The organism is Bacillus sp. 01N42_2 (assembly GCF_056399565.1).
The window spans coordinates 213,219-229,562 of the sequence record NZ_JBFTRO010000005.1 but is presented as its reverse complement, the minus strand read 5'-3'; the positions used below and the strand labels follow the sequence as shown (position 1 = coordinate 229,562).

17 protein-coding genes are annotated in these 16,344 nt (G+C 48.0%); 2 read left to right on the top strand and 15 right to left on the bottom strand.

Going from position 1 to position 16,344, the window contains the following annotated elements; all coding sequences use genetic code 11:
- Window positions 1-66: 66 nt before the first annotated feature.
- From AC1DN5_RS13425 to AC1DN5_RS13415, 3 genes are all read right to left on the bottom strand, one after another.
- Complete coding sequence (locus AC1DN5_RS13425; protein ID WP_016938244.1) at window positions 67-852, bottom strand: DUF2268 domain-containing putative Zn-dependent protease; 786 nt, start codon at window positions 850-852, stop codon at window positions 67-69.
- A gap of 85 nt (window positions 853-937) precedes the next feature.
- Window positions 938-2,176 carry a beta-ketoacyl-ACP synthase II gene (gene fabF, locus AC1DN5_RS13420; protein WP_029575326.1) on the bottom strand — a complete coding sequence of 413 codons (1,239 nt, stop codon included), beginning with the start codon at window positions 2,174-2,176 and terminating at the stop codon, window positions 938-940.
- A 23-nt stretch (window positions 2,177-2,199) separates the two neighbouring features.
- Entirely contained in the window at window positions 2,200-3,138 is a 939-nt protein-coding gene (locus AC1DN5_RS13415) for a beta-ketoacyl-ACP synthase III (protein WP_016938246.1), read from the bottom strand.
- Window positions 3,139-3,303: 165 nt separating this feature from the next.
- On the opposite strand from AC1DN5_RS13415, the gene AC1DN5_RS13410 reads away from it, so the two are divergent.
- Window positions 3,304-3,531, top strand: a complete 228-nt coding sequence (locus tag AC1DN5_RS13410; RefSeq protein WP_016938247.1) for a hypothetical protein — start codon at window positions 3,304-3,306, stop codon at window positions 3,529-3,531.
- 29 nt (window positions 3,532-3,560) lie between these two features.
- On the opposite strand, the gene AC1DN5_RS13405 is transcribed toward AC1DN5_RS13410, so the two are convergent.
- The 4 genes from AC1DN5_RS13405 to AC1DN5_RS13390 all read right to left on the bottom strand — a co-directional run bounded on the left by AC1DN5_RS13405 (window position 3,561) and on the right by AC1DN5_RS13390 (window position 6,190).
- On the bottom strand, window positions 3,561-3,752 hold the full coding sequence (locus tag AC1DN5_RS13405; RefSeq protein ID WP_003155061.1) for a ComZ family protein: 192 nt from the start codon (window positions 3,750-3,752) through the stop codon (window positions 3,561-3,563).
- Between the two features lie 12 nt (window positions 3,753-3,764).
- Entirely contained in the window at window positions 3,765-4,718 is a 954-nt protein-coding gene (locus AC1DN5_RS13400) for a BMP family ABC transporter substrate-binding protein (RefSeq protein ID WP_327813891.1), read from the bottom strand.
- 88 nt (window positions 4,719-4,806) lie between these two features.
- Window positions 4,807-5,373: a hypothetical protein gene (locus AC1DN5_RS13395; RefSeq protein WP_188153898.1), complete on the bottom strand. Its 567-nt coding sequence runs from the start codon at window positions 5,371-5,373 to the stop codon at window positions 4,807-4,809.
- A gap of 82 nt (window positions 5,374-5,455) precedes the next feature.
- The gene (locus AC1DN5_RS13390) at window positions 5,456-6,190 is read right to left on the bottom strand and encodes a lipase family protein (protein WP_366969558.1); all 735 of its coding nucleotides are present in this window, start codon (window positions 6,188-6,190) and stop codon (window positions 5,456-5,458) included.
- Window positions 6,191-6,451: 261 nt separating this feature from the next.
- On the opposite strand from AC1DN5_RS13390, the gene AC1DN5_RS13385 reads away from it, so the two are divergent.
- A complete protein-coding gene (locus tag AC1DN5_RS13385; RefSeq protein ID WP_016938251.1) occupies window positions 6,452-6,637 on the top strand; it encodes a YjzD family protein in 186 nt (61 codons plus the stop codon).
- 36 nt (window positions 6,638-6,673) lie between these two features.
- Here the strand turns inward: AC1DN5_RS13385 and AC1DN5_RS13380 are convergent, their stop codons facing one another.
- The 8 genes from AC1DN5_RS13380 to argC all read right to left on the bottom strand — a co-directional run bounded on the left by AC1DN5_RS13380 (window position 6,674) and on the right by argC (window position 16,327).
- On the bottom strand, window positions 6,674-6,853 hold the full coding sequence (locus tag AC1DN5_RS13380) for a YjzC family protein (protein WP_016938252.1): 180 nt from the start codon (window positions 6,851-6,853) through the stop codon (window positions 6,674-6,676).
- Window positions 6,854-6,929: 76 nt separating this feature from the next.
- Window positions 6,930-7,901: an ornithine carbamoyltransferase gene (argF, locus tag AC1DN5_RS13375; RefSeq protein ID WP_049628250.1), complete on the bottom strand. Its 972-nt coding sequence runs from the start codon at window positions 7,899-7,901 to the stop codon at window positions 6,930-6,932.
- On the bottom strand, window positions 7,889-10,984 hold the full coding sequence (locus AC1DN5_RS13370) for a carbamoyl phosphate synthase large subunit (protein ID WP_366969559.1): 3,096 nt from the start codon (window positions 10,982-10,984) through the stop codon (window positions 7,889-7,891). The genes argF and AC1DN5_RS13370 overlap by 13 nt, the downstream gene beginning before the upstream one ends.
- A complete protein-coding gene (locus AC1DN5_RS13365) occupies window positions 10,977-12,035 on the bottom strand; it encodes a carbamoyl phosphate synthase small subunit (RefSeq protein WP_045925319.1) in 1,059 nt (352 codons plus the stop codon). Before AC1DN5_RS13365 ends, AC1DN5_RS13370 begins: the two co-directional genes overlap by 8 nt.
- A gap of 69 nt (window positions 12,036-12,104) precedes the next feature.
- Window positions 12,105-13,262 carry an acetylornithine transaminase gene (locus tag AC1DN5_RS13360; protein ID WP_099745135.1) on the bottom strand — a complete coding sequence of 386 codons (1,158 nt, stop codon included), beginning with the start codon at window positions 13,260-13,262 and terminating at the stop codon, window positions 12,105-12,107.
- Entirely contained in the window at window positions 13,259-14,035 is a 777-nt protein-coding gene (argB, locus tag AC1DN5_RS13355) for an acetylglutamate kinase (RefSeq protein WP_366969560.1), read from the bottom strand. Before argB ends, AC1DN5_RS13360 begins: the two co-directional genes overlap by 4 nt.
- A 14-nt stretch (window positions 14,036-14,049) precedes the next feature.
- Window positions 14,050-15,267, bottom strand: coding sequence for a bifunctional ornithine acetyltransferase/N-acetylglutamate synthase (gene argJ, locus AC1DN5_RS13350; protein ID WP_366969562.1), 1,218 nt, complete (start codon window positions 15,265-15,267; stop codon window positions 14,050-14,052).
- A 22-nt stretch (window positions 15,268-15,289) separates the two neighbouring features.
- Window positions 15,290-16,327, bottom strand: a complete 1,038-nt coding sequence (gene argC / locus AC1DN5_RS13345) for an N-acetyl-gamma-glutamyl-phosphate reductase (protein ID WP_366969563.1) — start codon at window positions 16,325-16,327, stop codon at window positions 15,290-15,292.
- Window positions 16,328-16,344: the final 17 nt, after the last annotated feature.

Here is a 16,344-nt window from a genome sequence, read left to right as displayed (position 1 = left end):
TTACAAAAGCAAGAATTTTTTAGGATAAATGTAATATCCTTAAATAATTACCATTCTTTTAATCTTTTAAAGCGTTGCTTCCAGAAAGGTTTTTGAAGGGATGGCCAAAGCTTCTTTTACTGTTTTTTGATGATCGGTTAAATATTTTTTTACTATATTGAATCCGACGGCATAACCAAGCATTGAGGGGAAGTATCCTTTTCCGTATAAGAGCTGTGAAAACATTCTGCTGTCTCTCGTTAATCGGAGGTTCGGCTTGACTCTTTTTTCAAACAGAAAATCAAGCTGCTCAGGCGTGTAGTAGGACGTCCATTCCGCCGTAAGACTTGAGCCGAATCGCTCATATACAGCATATTCTGCCAGCCCCTCCATCATGATTGTATCAAGTAATGTCTCATCTTTTTCGTCCTTTGTCACATGTTCTAACCGGCAGACGTGATTATATTCATGTGTCATAAGGGCGGAAACAGCTGAATTGGAACTATCCGACGATAAGAAGAGAAACATTTTGTCCCGGAAAGCAAGACCGGATTTTGACCCGAATTCCAGACGGATTTTCCGGTTTCGTTCATCAACGGGCAAAACAACGATCGGCACGTCCGGCCCGTTCCACTTCTCCTTTAAATAAGCTTCCTCCTTTTGAATATGGCTGTAGCTTCCTCTTTCTTTCAGCCGTTTACTGGTCCTAACGCCGTCCTTCAGGTGGCGGAACATTCCGTGGTTTTGCAGCATCCCGAGTATCGGCTTCCACTCTTTCTTTTCGGCCCCTGAAAAAAGCGGCAAAAGGTGCGGGGCCAAATCATTCATGGATGCCGCCTTTTCCATCCATTTATATGTCTGCTTGACGCTCATACCGGTTCGCCTCCTCTTGTTGTTATCATATGCACGCACAAAAAAAACCGGCCGCCTTTTTCAGGCAGCCGGTCAAAAAACTGTATTATTGATATTTTTTAAAGATCAAAGTGGCATTATGTCCGCCGAATCCGAGCGAGTTGCTGAGAACGATGTTAACATCCTGCTCGCGCGCTTTGTCCGGTACATAATCTAAATCACACTCTTCATCAGGTGTTTCGATGTTAATCGTCGGCGGGATAACGCTGTCTTTAATCGCCATGACGGAGAAGATGGCTTCAATTCCTCCGGCAGCGCCTAACAAATGGCCCGTCATTGATTTTGTCGAGCTGATGGCAAGCTTGTACGCATGATCGCCGAAAACGGTCTTAATGGCTTTTGTCTCGTATTTGTCATTGTAGTACGTGCTTGTGCCGTGAGCGTTAATGTAATCAATTTCTTCAGGCTTGATGCCCGCATCTTTGATTGCTTCTTGCATCGCTCTCGCACCGCCTTCCCCGTCTTGGGCAGGCGCGGTAATGTGGTAAGCATCACCCGTTGAGCCGTAACCGACAATTTCTCCGTAGATTTTCGCACCGCGGGCAAGCGCGTGCTCAAGCTCTTCAAGTACGACGATCCCCGCGCCTTCTCCCATGACAAAGCCGTCACGGTTTTTATCAAACGGGCGGCTTGCCGTTTTCGGATCAGGATTTGTAGAAAGGGCTTTGTTTGCGCTGAAGCCCGCAAATGACATTCTTGTCAGCGGCGCTTCCGTTCCGCCCGTAATCATCGCATCAGCATCGCCGCGCTGAATGACTTTAAACGCGTCACCGATAGAGTTTGTTCCCGTCGCACATGCCGTCACCGTACAAGAGTTGACTCCTTTTGCTCCGAGAGCGATTGAGATTTGGCCTGTCGCCATATCCGGAATCATCATCGGAACAAAGAACGGGCTGACCCGTCTCGGCCCTTTTGTCAGGAAGATTTCGAATTGGGATTCAAGCGTTTCAAGGCCGCCGATTCCGGAACCGACCCAAACGCCGACTCTTGGCGCGATCTCTTCTGTGATGTTCAGACCGGCATCTTCAACAGCCATTTTCGCGGCTACGACAGCATATTGCGTGAAGCGGTCCATTTTTCTCGCTTCTTTTTTATCCATGTAGTTTTCAATATTGAAATCTTTCAGTTCAGCAGCTACTTTCGCCGGATACTCGTCCGATTCCACACGTGTGATCGGTCCGACTCCGGATACGCCGCTAATTGCATTTTTCCAGCTTGTTTCGGCGTCGTTGCCAAGCGGAGACAAGGCTCCAAGTCCTGTAACGACTACTCTTTTTTTACTCATTATGTGTGCACCTCACCTTTTTTCTATCGTCCCCAGCGCACCGCTATGGCGCCCCATGTCAATCCTCCGCCGAAACCGACCATGACGATGACATCGCCGTCTTTAATTTTACCTGCTTCCAGTTCCTCTACTAATGAAATCGGAATGGATGCTGCGGATGTGTTTCCATATTTATGGACTGTTTTAGACATCTTTTCAACCGGAAGCTCCAAACGTTCCCGTGCCGCTTCCATAATGCGGATGTTTGCCTGATGGGGAATCAAAAAGTCTACGTCCTCTTTGGAAAGACCGGCTTTTTCAATGACATTTACACTTGATTCACCCATTTGCCGGACGGCGAATTTGAATACTTCTCTTCCATGCATGATTGTATGCCCTTTTTCATCTAAGTACAAGTGCTGACCGCCTGTACCGTCTGCTCCGAGCTCAAATGACAGTATGCCTCTGTCGTCGCTGACCGGTCCGATGACAGCCGCTCCGGCCCCGTCCCCGAACAGAACAGCCGTATTGCGGTCTTCCCAGTCAGTAATGCTTGAAAGCTTTTCGACTCCGACCACAAGGACATGTTTATATGTTTGCGATTCAATGAATTGTTTGGCGGTTACGATACCGTACATAAAACCGGCACATGCGGCGCTGATATCCATCGCGCACGCTTTTTTGGCCCCAAGCTTTTCTTGTATCATACAGGATACAGTAGGGAAAGACTGGTCGGGAGTGACCGTCGCCACGAGGATCATATCAAGCTCCTCAGCGGAAATGCCCGCCTGATCAAGCGCTTTTTGCGCAGCCTCAGCGGCCATGCCGGATGAATACATATCTTCAGCGGCAATTCTTCTTTCTTCTATACCTGTTCTCGTACGAATCCACTCGTCCGATGTATCTACCATTTGTTCAAGATCATGATTTGTCAGCACTTTTTCCGGGATGTAACGGCCGACACCAAGAATTCCAGCTTTCATAGGAAATACTCCTTTTTATAATGAATTTAAAACTAATTAGTTATGATCAATTATTAGTATCAGGTACTAATTCTACCCTATTTTTTTTCTGTTGGCAATATATTCGTCTAAACTATCGGCTCCTGATCTTCATAGTATAAAAGGAAGATGAAAGGAGGCTTCACTATGGATATTTTCACTAAAATGATGTTCGGCAATTCCGGGGACCGGGATAAAGAACCGGAAGAAAACCCGGAGCAGCCTCAGAAAGAAAACGAAGAGCAGGAGATCGATTACAATCACGTCATGAATCAGCTCGGTTCCATCATGAACTCCCTGGATCAATTAAAGCCAGTATTTAAAGACCTTGGGCTTGGATCGATGGTATCCGCTATAAAGAAAAAAATCATGTGAAAAGCCACTTCATGAAAAAGTGGCTCTCTTTATTTATTCAGCTCTCCGGCATCAGATCTGCCAAGCTCATACGCTTCCGCCATGACCGATGTAAATAGATCCATAAACGGCTGAATCATTTCCATAGACAGATCAATGCCGGATTTCTCAAGCTCCGCCTTTGCTTCCGGCAGGTATTTCATTGCGATCTGCATAAATTCAAGAGACTTTTCATGCTGCATGTGTATCCACCTCTATTCATTTGACGGCAGTTCATTTGTTCGGTTATACGTTTTTACAAGGTCTGAGATTTTGTCTTGAAATGCTTTGTCCACCAGAGGGCTGAACGTCCCCATTTCAACGACTCCTTCCCTGAAATCGAAGTTGTGATCTCCGCTCTTGAGCGTGCCGTTATTATATTGCTCGGCGATTATTGTATAGGCTTTGTCTACATTTTGCACGGTGCTTGTCAGCACCGTGTTTTTGCCCAGGTTCGATTGCTCGGCGACATAGCCGATGGCGTAAAGCCCGTCTTTTTTAATTTGCTGAATGACAGGAACATTATACCCGTCTCCGGCCGGATATACAACATCCGTGCCTTCTGCTTTTAACTTCTTATAAAGATGCAGTGCTTCATTGCCGTTATCCCAATGGTCCGTAAATTCAGTATTGACGGTGATATCGGGCTTTTCATATTTTGCTCCTTTAATAAAGCCGTCTACCTCAGGCTGCCATAAAAACGAGGCGATGACGCCGACCTCATTCGTTTTTGACATATGGGCGGCCGTCATTCCCCCAAAAAAGCCCATCGCTTCTCCCATAAGATGAACGCTTGTGACATTATCGTTTTTCGCCGTTCCGTTTGCGACGACGAATTCCATGTCGGGATAATCCTTACTGATCATATTGAAGATTTCCTCGTATTCATTTCCGTGCCCGTATAAAAGATTGACTCCTTTTTTATGCAAATCATCTATCGCTTTTAAAATATCTTCATCAGATCTGATATTTTCTTTATAATAAACGTCAACGTTAAATTCAGATTGTATCGCTAATAAACCTTTGTAACCTTTTGTGCCCCATACCAGGTCACTGATGGTATCGGGAAAAAGCATTCCGACCTTCTCAATTTTCCCTTTAAACGGAGCTTGTGCGCATCCGCTCAATAAAAGGAGGACAGAAAAGACCATGACAAGCCTGGTGATCAAGCCGTGTTCAACCCCTTTTTTACTCATAACATGTATAATTGATATACATTTATTGTAGCGGTAATGCACATAACATGGAAGGTATTTCTTAAAAATTGTCGAATGTTGATGAAAATTGTCTTTTCCACTCTTGAATTTTTTCTTCCGCTTCTGTTTTTTGCGTTTTTTCTATTATTTCCAGGGTAATAACCTGATTTTCGTCCTCTGTGACGTCCGCCTGAAGCTTATTCATCAGATCGCAGACTGCGTCTTCTAAAAAGACCCTGCTTTCGCCATCTTCTTTCGCTTCCGTCCACGGGCCGTAAAGCGGCGGAAGAATAATCGTTTTAACCGTGTCCCGCTGGCCGTTTTTTTCCCAGTCTCCGTGATCCTCGTTGTAAACAATCCAATATAAAGGCTCCGTTCTGTCTTCAGGCAGACATCCGCTCCCGTATTGAACGCAGATTCGATCGTATTCCTTATCACCGATTTCATCTATGATTTGAAAAAGCCCGTTTCTCCCGAGCCACATTAAACGTTCTTCTAAATACAGCTGCCTCGTTTTGTCCTCCGGCTCATCCAAAATGACATCAACATGCACACCTTCATCCATCATCCGTTCGCATAATGAAAGGCCGAGAAATTCATCTGCTCCAATGATCAGCGCTGTCTTCATCGCATATGCCGCCTTTCCGGTTTTTCATTCACGTACAAGCCAAACAGCCCTCTGAAAAGAGATGGCTGTTGTATACTATTCACTACAGGTCTTTTTCATGACTGCGGAAAAAGCGGCAGACGGCTCTGTACATCCTCGCCGGATTCTCAAGCATGTGATACGTGATATCAGTCTTGCATCCGGTCTTTTCCCGGGCTTCTTTATATGCGTTCGCATGCAGGGTATACGGATACGGCGCTCCGGTCGTTCTTTGCCATATATGTACCGGCACGCTGGTGCGGCAGCCGGTGATGGTCTGATAGGTCAGCGAGCTTGCCTCTTTTTCAGAAACACCGAAGCTTTGAGCCGTTTCTCTCAGAAACTGCTTATAAAAAAACTTATTTTCTTTCTCTGATTCAAAATGGGCTTGAAGGTCAAGACAAGGATCTAACATTGCTGCTGAACGGATATGCTCCGGCGAAGATTGCAGCAGTTGATCGGCGATGAGAGCGCCCATGCCTTCTGCAAGCAAGTGTATCTTCGGGTTGAGGGTTTCTTGTTTCAGCACATAATGAATCAGCTGCCTGGCGTAAGCGGCGGCTTTTTCCGATCCCCAGTGCCTGCCGTATAAATTGCTGTTGAAGATTGTATAACCTCTGTCACGCAGCGTATTTAACAGATGGTTTCTCCCTTCATGTTCTAGCCAAAAGCTTGAATCCCCGCTGACAAAGTGAGTTCTGTCCCCAAGAATAAAGATACAGAAGCCGTTCGGCCGATACGGCAGATGGATGACGTTCAGCTCAGATCCGAGTTGGAAAAATCTTTCCGTTATCCCCATGCCTTTCCGCCTCCTTTTACTCCTAGTCTCTCTATTGGCTATCATATGTAAGAAGAATGAAAACGGATCAGTTAAACCCCTAGTTCCTTCTATGTTTTGGCTATTATACCGGTGCGGGGACCGTATTTTCTGTCAGACGGCCGGACAGGCGGGAAAAAGTCAGTTTTAGGGCGGGGCTTTTTGATGCGAAATTGACCTTCCGCCCGCGCCTTATGTATGGTATGATACAACGTAGAATAAAATGAAGGACGAGGTGGAAACGTGCGGTTAGTTATCGGTTTTATTTGGACGTTCCTTTTAACACATATGGCCTGTTATTTGATCGCCTCCATGAACAGCGCGGCATACAACTTCAAGCAATCATCCGTTATCGCCGTGGTTATCGCGGTGCTTGTGTTTGTTCTTGCGGAAGTCATGCCTGTCAAACAGGATGCAAGCCAGCATTAATTAAAAAAACCTGCTATTCAGCAGGTTTTTTTGTGTTCACGGTTTTCGTTGATATGTCCATAATCTGTTGTGATTTGAAGTCTCAGGAAACATTTCTCCCGCTGTAAGCTTGATTTTTTGCGGATTTTTGACCATACTTCCCGTTTCGCCGATTTCAACGTACACACCGTTATTCGGCGCTTTTTGTCCTGGTCGGAATTGATGCTGCTGTCCCACGTCATTTCCTCCTTTTTCTTTTTCATGTAGTATGCGCTTGTATACGGGAAAATATTAAAAAACCGCTGAATGAGGCTCAGCGGTTTTTTTGTTCATCCTGTTTGTAAAGAAGAGCTTTCAAGAGCGCTTTTTGCGCGTGAAGCCGGTTTTCCGCCTGCTGGAATACCGCAGAGTTCGGGCCGTCAATTATCTCGGACGTGACCTCTTCCTCCCGATGCGCGGGCAGACAGTGCAAAAAGGTATAGTCAGGTTTGGCGAGACTGACGAGTGAGGCGTTGACTTGGTACGGGGCAAACACGTTCAGCCGCTGCTGCATCTCTTCTTCCTGTCCCATGCTCGTAAAGACATCGGAGTAAATCACGTCTGCATCCCGCACCGCTTCCCGCGGATTTTCGGTAAGGATGATCTCCGCTCCGGAAACAGCCGCAGCTTCTTTTGCGGCATTTACCGCCTCTTCCTCTACTTCATAGCCTTTCGGCGAAGCAATCGCAATGTCACAGCCCATTTTTGCGCAGCCGATCATAAGTGAATGCGCCACATTATTTCCGTCACCGATATAGGCGACTTTTACTCCTTTCAGCTCTCCTTTTATTTCTTGTATCGTTAACAGATCCGCGAGTGCCTGACACGGGTGGTACCGGTCGGTCAGCCCGTTTATGACGGGAATGTGTGCATGCTCGGCAAGTTCTTCGACTTTTTCATGCTCAAAGGTGCGGATCATAATGGCATCAACGAATCCGGACAGCACCTTCGCCGTATCCGCGACCGTCTCTCCCCGTCCAAGCTGCAGGTCGCTGCTTGAAAGAAATAGTCCTGTTCCTCCGAGCTGAGCCATGCCCGCTTCAAAGGATACACGCGTGCGGGTTGAAGATTTTTCAAAAATCATCGCCAATGTTTTTCCTTGAAAAATCGGCTGTATCGGATGCTGTTTTAATAATGAAGCTTCTGTCAGAAGCCCGTTAATGTCAGAAGGGCTGAAATCCTTCAAGGAAAGAAAATCTTTGCCGTACAAATGGGTTAATGTATGTTCCGCTTTTACTGTGTGCATGATGCCACATCCTTTTGATAAAGATCTTTAAGCGATACAGGCTGAGGTTTGCCGGAGCCGCTTGCTAAAAATGCCTTTGCGGTTTCCGGTTCAGTAAAGACCGTCACGCCGTGCGTCATGGCTTCAATCCGCTGTTTGCGCGCTTCTTCAGAATAATTGAAATTAATATGGACCGCTTTATCCTTCCGATCCGCCCAGGCCTGAAAAGAGTCTTTGCACACGGTGAATCCCGCAGCTTGAGCCTGCCGTGCCAGTTCCTCATCTCCGCCTTCCAGATAGACGCTTCCTTTTTTCTCCCAGACTTGCGCATAGATTTTTTTCAGGGCGCTTTCTGCGTCAAACGCGACACACATCCCTTCTCCTGTCGACTTCATTTCCGGTCCCGGCTTTACGTCAACATCCTGAATGGCGTGAGAAGAAAATACCGGGAATTTCACAGCCGTTCCATGCTGATTTTGAACCTCGGGCTTAAGGTCTTTCAGGGAAGCTCCGGCCAGCAGTCTGGCGGCAAGCGGGATCATCGGCACTCCCATCACCTTAGATACGACAGGAACCGTGCGGCTTGCCCGCGGATTCACTTCAAGAAGGAGAATATCCCCTTTGTCATCAATGACAAACTGAATGTTCATAATGCCTTTGAAACCCAGTTTTACCGCAATTTTTTCGGCAGCCTTTTTTATATCCCGCTGCATATCAAGTGTGACGGACGGACCCGGCAGAATCGCAAAACTGTCGCCCGAATGGACGCCGGCCCGTTCAATGTGTTCTGTGTAAGTCGGAACGAATACTTCATGTCCGTCGGAAATCAGATCGATCTCCAATTCTTTTCCTGTAATGTACTGGTCGATCAAAATCGGATACGGCATGCCCGCTTCTTTTTCCAGCAGGTCTGACAGCTGCGCTTCTGAATCCACGATGATCATGCCCATCCCCCCGATGACATAAGACGGACGGATCAGCACGGGATACCCGATGCGGCTTGCTTTTTCCGCGGCTTCTTCTTTCGTATAAGCCGTTTCCCCTTTGGCATGTTTCAGATCAAGCTCATCAAGCAGCCGATAAAACAGATCCCGATCCTCCAGCGCATCCAGGGTTCTAAAGGATGTTCCGAGCAGCTGAACGCCCGCTTTTTCCAGTGATTCAGCGGCATTGATAGCGGTCTGTCCCCCAAACTGGACGATGGCAAAATCAATGTTTTCATGTTCCGCCACGTTTAAAATATGCTCTGATGTCAGCGGTTCAAAATAGAGCCTGTCGGCAATTTCGTAATCGGTGCTTACCGTTTCCGGATTGTTATTGATCATAATCGTTTCATAGCCCAGCTTTTGCAGGGTCAGGACGCCGTGGACTGCGCTGTAGTCAAATTCCACTCCCTGACCGATACGGATCGGGCCTGATCCTATAATGAGCGCCCGTTTTTTCTCTTTTCGGCTGATATCTCCGTCGCTTTCTCCGAGATAGGTGGAGTAGAAATAATTTGTCTTGGCATCAAATTCAGCGGCGCATGTATCTACGATTTTAAACGACGGGACGATATCTGCTTTCTTTCTGAGAGCGCGAATGTCTTCTTCCGTTTTTCCCGTAAGAGACGCGATCATGACGTCCGTGAAGCCTTTTACCTTCGCCTGCTTTAAAAGCGGGACGGACAGATGATCTCCTTCTTCCATCAGCTTGTTTTCCAATGTGATGATGTTTTGGAATACATGAAGGAAAAACGGGTCAATTTTCGTTTTAGAATGAATGTCTTCTATCGTTACACCGCGGCTTAACAGTTCCATGACGACGAAGAATCTCCGGTCATCCGGCGTTACCGCTAAGTCCCACAGCTGATTGACCGTAAAGCCGCCGAGTTCGGGAAGGCGGGTGCCGATCGTTTTCAGCTCAAGGGAGGCGGCCGCTTTTTGAATGGCCGCTTCCATGTTTCTTTCGATCGCCATGACCTCTCCCGTCGCTTTCATCTTCGTTCCGAGCGTGCGGTCGGCATGTTTAAATTTATCAAACGGCCAACGCGGGAACTTGACGATGACATAATCCAGCGCCGGTTCAAAGCTTGCATAAGTAGAGCCCGTCAGCGGATTTTTCAGTTCATCAAGCGTATAGCCGACGGCAAGTTTCGCCGCCATTTTGGCAATCGGATAGCCGGTCGCTTTTGACGCGAGAGCTGAAGAGCGGCTGACACGCGGGTTCACTTCAATGACATAGTACTGTTTGCTGAATGGGTCCAGCGCAAATTGAATGTTGCAGCCGCCGACCACATCAAGCGCTGAAATAATCGCCAAACTTGCAGAACGCAGCATCTGATATTCTTCATCCGTTAACGTCTGGGACGGCGCGACTACGATGGAGTCTCCTGTATGCACGCCGACGGGATCGATGTTTTCCATGTTGCAGACGGTGATGCATGTATGATTTCTGTCACGCATGACCTCATATTCGATTTCTTTAAAACCGGCGATGCTTTTTTCGACGAGGCATTGGCTGATCGGGCTTGCCAACAGTGCCTGTTTAATCAGCGTCTGAAATGCTTCTTTCGTTTTCGCGATTCCGCCTCCCTTTCCGCCTAACGTATACGCCGGTCTCAGAATAACCGGAAATCCGATAGACTCAGCGAAGCGGAGGGCATCTTCTTCGTTGTCGACGATTTCGCTTTCCGGAACGGGCTGGTCGAGCTCCTTCATCAGGGCCCGGAACCGCTCCCGGTCTTCGCCTTTTTGAATGGTCTCCACTGATGTTCCTAAAAGCTTGACATTATGCTTCTTCAGCACGCCTGCTTCTTCAAGCTTAACAGCTAAATTCAACGCCGTCTGGCCACCCAAATTGGCAAGGAGGCCGTCCGGTTTTTCTTTTTCAATGATGGCTTCGATGCTTTCGGTCGTGAGCGGTTCAAAATAAATTTCATCAGCAAACGCCTCATCCGTCATAATTGTTGCCGGATTGTTGTTGACGAGAATAACACGGTATCCTTCTTCTTTCAAAGCCATGCATCCCTGCGTTCCTGAATAATCAAATTCAGCCGCCTGGCCGATGATGATCGGGCCTGAGCCGATGACTAATATGCTGGAAATGGTTGTATCTTTAGGCATGAGCGATTTCTCTCCTTGCTGGTATCACTTTCTCTAGAAATTCATCAAATATCCACTCGCTCTCAGCCGGTCCGGGATGAGCTTCAGGGTGGAACTGTACGCTTATTACGGGAAGGCGGTTGTGAATGAGCCCTTCCACTGATGTGTCATTGACATGATGGAATCTGATCGACAGCTCATTTTGGTCAATTGATGCTTCATCGACGACGTAGCTGTGGTTCTGGCTTGTCATAAACACCCGTTTCGTTTTCCGGTCAATAACGGGATGGTTGGCTCCCCTGTGCCCGAACGGCAGTTTATACGTATTCCCTCCGAAAGCGAGGGCAATCAGCTGATGTCCGAGACAAATGCCGAGTGCGGGGAAAGCATTCAGTAAAGCCTTAATCCGGTCCATGTACGGAGCAATCGCTTTCGGGTCCCCAGGTCCGTTTGAAAGCACGATTCCGTCAGGCCGAATATCATAAACGGCGTTCATCTGGTGATACGGAACGACCGTTACTTTACAGCCGCGCTTTACAAGCGACGAAGCGATTGATTTTTTATAGCCGAAATCAATCAGCGCAATATGCCGGTCTCCGTCTCCCATAGAGGTGATCTCTTCGGCCTGCGCCAGCTCAGCCGGGTTTTCTGTTTCGGATGCCGCCGGAACTTCTCCTGTTGTTGACACGGCAGCATTCATCGTGCCGCCGGAGCGGATGGTTTTGACGACGGCCCGTGTGTCCACTTCGGTTAAAAGCGGGATGTTCCATTTATTTAAATACTCTCTCAAACTTGAGACTGCTTCATGGTGAGAAAAATGTTCACACGCTTCATACACGACAACGGCCTTGACTTGAGGAATCTTACTCTCAAGGTCTTTTTCATTAATTCCGTAGTTTCCGATCAGCGGATACGTAAAAACAATGATCTGGCCCTTATATGACGGGTCCGTAAGCACTTCCTGATAACCCGTCATTCCGGTGAAAAAAACCGCTTCGCCAACACAGCATGCTTCTTTTTCAAGATCACCGCCAAATGATGTTCCGTCTTCCAATACTAAATAGCCTTTCATCTAAAGCCCACCTTTTGATGAATAATTAATTAAAAACATGAATTTTTATACCTTTATAGCGAAAAAAAATTATCGTTTCACTGCGGTATGCGCTTCTATCGCTGCTTTCAGCATACTGACGGCCGAGAGCATTTCCTCTTCAGAAACCGTAAGCGGCGGGAGCAGCCTGATGACATTCGGTCCGGCCGGAAGCACGAGAAGCCCGCGTTCCTGCAAGTCTCCGATAATGCCGGAAACGGAACCTGCGCATTCAATACCGATTAATAGCCCTTTTCCGCGGATATCTTTTACAAAAGGCCCTGTCAGCTCACTTTTCAGCCGGTCTTTTAAAAAAGAGCCTTTGCCGGCCGCAGCCTTGAGAAAGTCCGGCTGAAACACAATGTCCAAGGTTGCATTCACGGCTGCCATGGCAAGCTTATTGCCGCCGAAAGTCGTACCATGCGTACCCGGCGTGAAGGCTTCGCCAAGCTTCTTTTTGCCGATCACGGCCCCGACGGGAAAACCGTTTCCAAGCCCTTTCGCAACGGTGATGATGTCCGGAGAAATGCCGAAATGCTCATAGCCGAATGCTTTCCCCGTCCGGCCGATTCCGGTTTGAATCTCGTCTATGATAACCAGCGCCTGTCTGTCTTTGCAAAATGTCTGTAAGGCTTCGATGAATTCCGGATCGGCGGGATGGACTCCCCCTTCTCCCTGCACCGTCTCAAGCATGACGGCGGCGATATCATCCTCTTTTGAATGCGTGCTGAATGCCGACGGATCATTAAACGGAAGATAGTGAAATCCTTGGAGCATCGGTCCGAAACCGGTTTTGATTTTGTCTTGTCCGGTGGCGGCCATTCCCGCATATGTCCGTCCGTGAAAGGATTGCCGGAATGTCACGATTTTTGTTTTTCCCGTTGCTTTACGGGCAAGCTTAATGGCGCCTTCATTCGCTTCAGCCCCGCTGTTGCAGAAGAAAACAAGGTCCCCCGCGCTATGTTCGGCAAGCTTTGCCGCGGCTTTTTCCTGAAGGTCATTTTCAAACAGATTGGAAACGTGCCATACGCTGTCAAGCTGTTCTTTGACCGCTTCTGTCACTGCATCATGACAATGGCCGAGATTGGAAACGGCGATGCCCTGAATAAAATCCAGATACGTTTTTCCGTTTACATCCTCTGCGATTGTCCCTTTCGCTTTTTTGATATCAATAGGCCAGCGGCTGTAGGTTTGAAATAAGCTGCTCATGACACGCTCTCCTTTTCCTTGACGATTTTTGTCCCTTGGAAGGCTTGATCGGTGAAAAAAGCTCCTTTTCCGTTTACAATCATGACTTCCGCGACATCTTCACTCAGTGCCGATAATGCCGACTTCACCTTCGGAATCATCCCTCCCGAAATGACGCCGCCATCGATGAGAGTCTGAATCTCCCGCGGCGTCAAAGTATCCAGTCGGTTCTCTCCATCCATAATTCCTTCGACATCCGTGACAAATAAAAGTTTATCGGCTTGTAAGGCTGAAGCGACGGCCGAAGCCGCTGAGTCTGCGTTGACGTTCAGCGTTTCGAAATCACTTGTCATGGAAAGCGGAGCGATAACGGGAATGATGCCTTCTTTCATTAGTGCTTGAATAATGGACGGATCGGTTTTTTGGATTTCACCGACTTCTCCGTATTTGTCTTGATCAAGATAGGATGCTTGAAGGAGACCGCCGTCCTTTCCTGAGATTCCCGCAGCTTTCAACCCGTTTTTCGCGAGTTCGGTTACGAAAAATTTATTGACCGTTCCTGACAAGACCATTTCGGCTGTTTCCAGCACCGGTTTGGTCGTTTTCCGCTGCCCATCGACAAATTCCGTTTCAATTTGCAATGTTTTCAGCATTTGTGAAATTTCCGGACCGCCGCCATGCACGACGGCAATATTCCAGCCCGATTGCATAAGCTCTTTTACATTTTGAAAAAAAGCGGCGGATAACTCGCGGATCACGCTGCCGCCGCACTTAAAAACAATGGTTTTCTTCATGCCGCTCCCCTTTGTTATGTGCGATAGCTCGCATTGATTTTGATATAGTCATAGGTTAAGTCACAGCCCCATGCCCGGCCGCTGCCGGCGCCTTCTTGCAGGCGGACTGCGATCGTAATTTCATCACCTGATAAGTACTCCTTGGCGTCATTCTCTGAAAACGGCTGAGGTTCGTTGTGTTTAAACAGACACTGACCGCCGAGGAAAACTTCCACTTGTTCGGCCGTTACGCTTGCCGCACTGTGCCCGATGGCGCCGACGATGCGACCCCAGTTGGCATCAGTGCCGTAAACGGCGGTTTTCACAAGGCTTGAACCGACGATTTTTTTGGCGATGATATTCGCTTCAAGATTATTTTTCGCGCCTTCGACTTTGGCTTCAATTAATTTCGTCGCTCCTTCACCGTCTCTGGCAATATCTTTGGCAAGGTCTTCGCATACAAGCTTCAGCCCCTTTTTAAAAGCCGGCCAGTCGGAATGCTGCTCCGTCAGGCAATCATTCCCGGCGCAGCCATTCGCCATCACGAGCACCATGTCATTCGTCGATGTTTCTCCGTCAACGGTGATTTGGTTAAATGAAACATCCGTGATCTCTCTGAGCGCGTTTTTAAGCGCCTGCTCTTCCACGGCCGCATCCGTTGTGACAAAGCCGAGCATTGTCGCCATGTTGGGGTGGATCATGCCGGAGCCTTTCGCCGCTCCGCCGATCGTGATGATGTCTCCGCCGATCACCAGTTCATAACACGTCTGTTTCGTCACTGTATCCGTCGTCAAAATGGCTTCTTCAAAAGCTCCGGACACTGCAGGCGCTTGACCGAGCTGCTCAATGCCCGCCTGAATTTTTTCCATGTCTAACAGCTCGCCGATCACCCCGGTTGATGAAACCGCAACAAGCTCCGGCTCAATCCCGAGCTGGCTTGCGAATCCGTCCCGCATTTCATAAGCGTCCTTTAAACCTTGGTCTCCCGTACAGGCGTTGGCAATCGCGCTGTTGACAATAACAGCCTGAAGCACGGCCTCTTTTTTCAAGCTCTCTTGCGTCACTTTCAAGGGTGCTGCCTGAAAATGGCTCTGCGTATATACCGCTGCACTGACTGCAGGCGTCTCGCTGATAATCGCCCCGAGATCTTTTTTTGAATAGCGCAGCCCACAGTGGACGCCCTTTGCCTCAAACCCTTTCGGCGAAGATACGCCGCCTTTGATTTTCGTGATTTTCTCACTCAGCTGAATCATATTTTTGAATCCCTCTTTCGTTCTATGGATAGACTGGCGTCATCATAAGTCCCGTTTCTTCCTGCCAGCCATTCATGATATTTAAATTTTGAACCGCCTGCCCGGCGGCGCCTTTCATCAGATTATCTATGACAGAAACGATGGTCACGCGGTTTGTTCGTTCATCCACAGTGACGCTGATGTCACAAAAGTTGCTGCCGTACACTTCTTTCGTCGCCGGGAATTCACCTTCCGGCCTGATTCTGACAAAATATGAATCTTTGTAAAATTCGGAATAAAACTCTCTTAATTGTGCAGAAGACATTCCCGGAGGGGCGTCGGTATACATCGTCGCCATAATGCCCCTTGTCATCGGCGCCAAATGAGCGGAAAACGTGATCGGACCTGTGCCGGGCTGCCATGCCGCCAATTGCTGTTCAATTTCCGGAGTGTGCTGATGCTCATTAACCTTATAAATTTTGAAATTATCATTCAGATCAGAATAATGAGTGCCCATGGAAGCTTTTCGGCCGGCGCCGGATACGCCTGTCTTCGCATCAACAATCAGAAATGAATCTTGTAAAAGCTTATTTTTCGCCAGCGGAGCGAGCCCGAGAAGCACAGCAGTCGGAAAACACCCCGGATTGGCAATCAGCTTTGCATTCTGAATTTCTTCTTTTTGCAGTTCGGCTAAACCGTAAACCGCGTTTTGAATTGTTTCTTCCGGAGCGGCCTGCCGCTTATACCACTTTTCATACACGGCCGGGTTTTGAATCCGCAGATCGCCGGAAAGATCAATGACCGGAATGCCCGCCTCCGCCAGCTTCGGCGACCACTCTCCGGAAACGCCGGGCGGCGCGGCTATGAACATCACATCAATTTCGTTGCGAATCGTTTCTATATGAAGCGGCTGAAGTGATTGCGGCGCTATATTTCTCAAATGCGGATATGAAGCATCATATGCCTTTCCTTCATCGCTCGATGAATATAATATACAATTATCTGTATAAGGGTGATGGTTAAGAATCCTGACAAGTTCGGCGCCTCCATAGCCAGTTGCGCCTATAATACCAATTTTCAACGGGTTCACCTTCTTGG

Coding starts and splice junctions, on each gene's coding strand:
- AC1DN5_RS13410 (WP_016938247.1), top strand. CDS start 3,304: ATGGATATTTTCACTAAAATGATGTTCGGCAATTCCGGGGACCGGGAT.
- AC1DN5_RS13405 (WP_003155061.1), bottom strand. CDS start 3,752: ATGCAGCATGAAAAGTCTCTTGAATTTATGCAGATCGCAATGAAATAC.
- AC1DN5_RS13425 (WP_016938244.1), bottom strand. CDS start 852: ATGAGCGTCAAGCAGACATATAAATGGATGGAAAAGGCGGCATCCATG.
- argB (WP_366969560.1), bottom strand. CDS start 14,035: ATGAAGAAAACCATTGTTTTTAAGTGCGGCGGCAGCGTGATCCGCGAG.
- fabF (WP_029575326.1), bottom strand. CDS start 2,176: ATGAGTAAAAAAAGAGTAGTCGTTACAGGACTTGGAGCCTTGTCTCCG.
- argF (WP_049628250.1), bottom strand. CDS start 7,901: ATGCACACAGTAAAAGCGGAACATACATTAACCCATTTGTACGGCAAA.
- AC1DN5_RS13395 (WP_188153898.1), bottom strand. CDS start 5,373: ATGAAGACAGCGCTGATCATTGGAGCAGATGAATTTCTCGGCCTTTCA.
- argJ (WP_366969562.1), bottom strand. CDS start 15,267: ATGATTCAGCTGAGTGAGAAAATCACGAAAATCAAAGGCGGCGTATCT.
- AC1DN5_RS13390 (WP_366969558.1), bottom strand. CDS start 6,190: ATGGGGATAACGGAAAGATTTTTCCAACTCGGATCTGAGCTGAACGTC.
- AC1DN5_RS13370 (WP_366969559.1), bottom strand. CDS start 10,984: ATGCCTAAAGATACAACCATTTCCAGCATATTAGTCATCGGCTCAGGC.
- AC1DN5_RS13415 (WP_016938246.1), bottom strand. CDS start 3,138: ATGAAAGCTGGAATTCTTGGTGTCGGCCGTTACATCCCGGAAAAAGTG.
- AC1DN5_RS13360 (WP_099745135.1), bottom strand. CDS start 13,262: ATGAGCAGCTTATTTCAAACCTACAGCCGCTGGCCTATTGATATCAAA.
- AC1DN5_RS13365 (WP_045925319.1), bottom strand. CDS start 12,035: ATGAAAGGCTATTTAGTATTGGAAGACGGAACATCATTTGGCGGTGAT.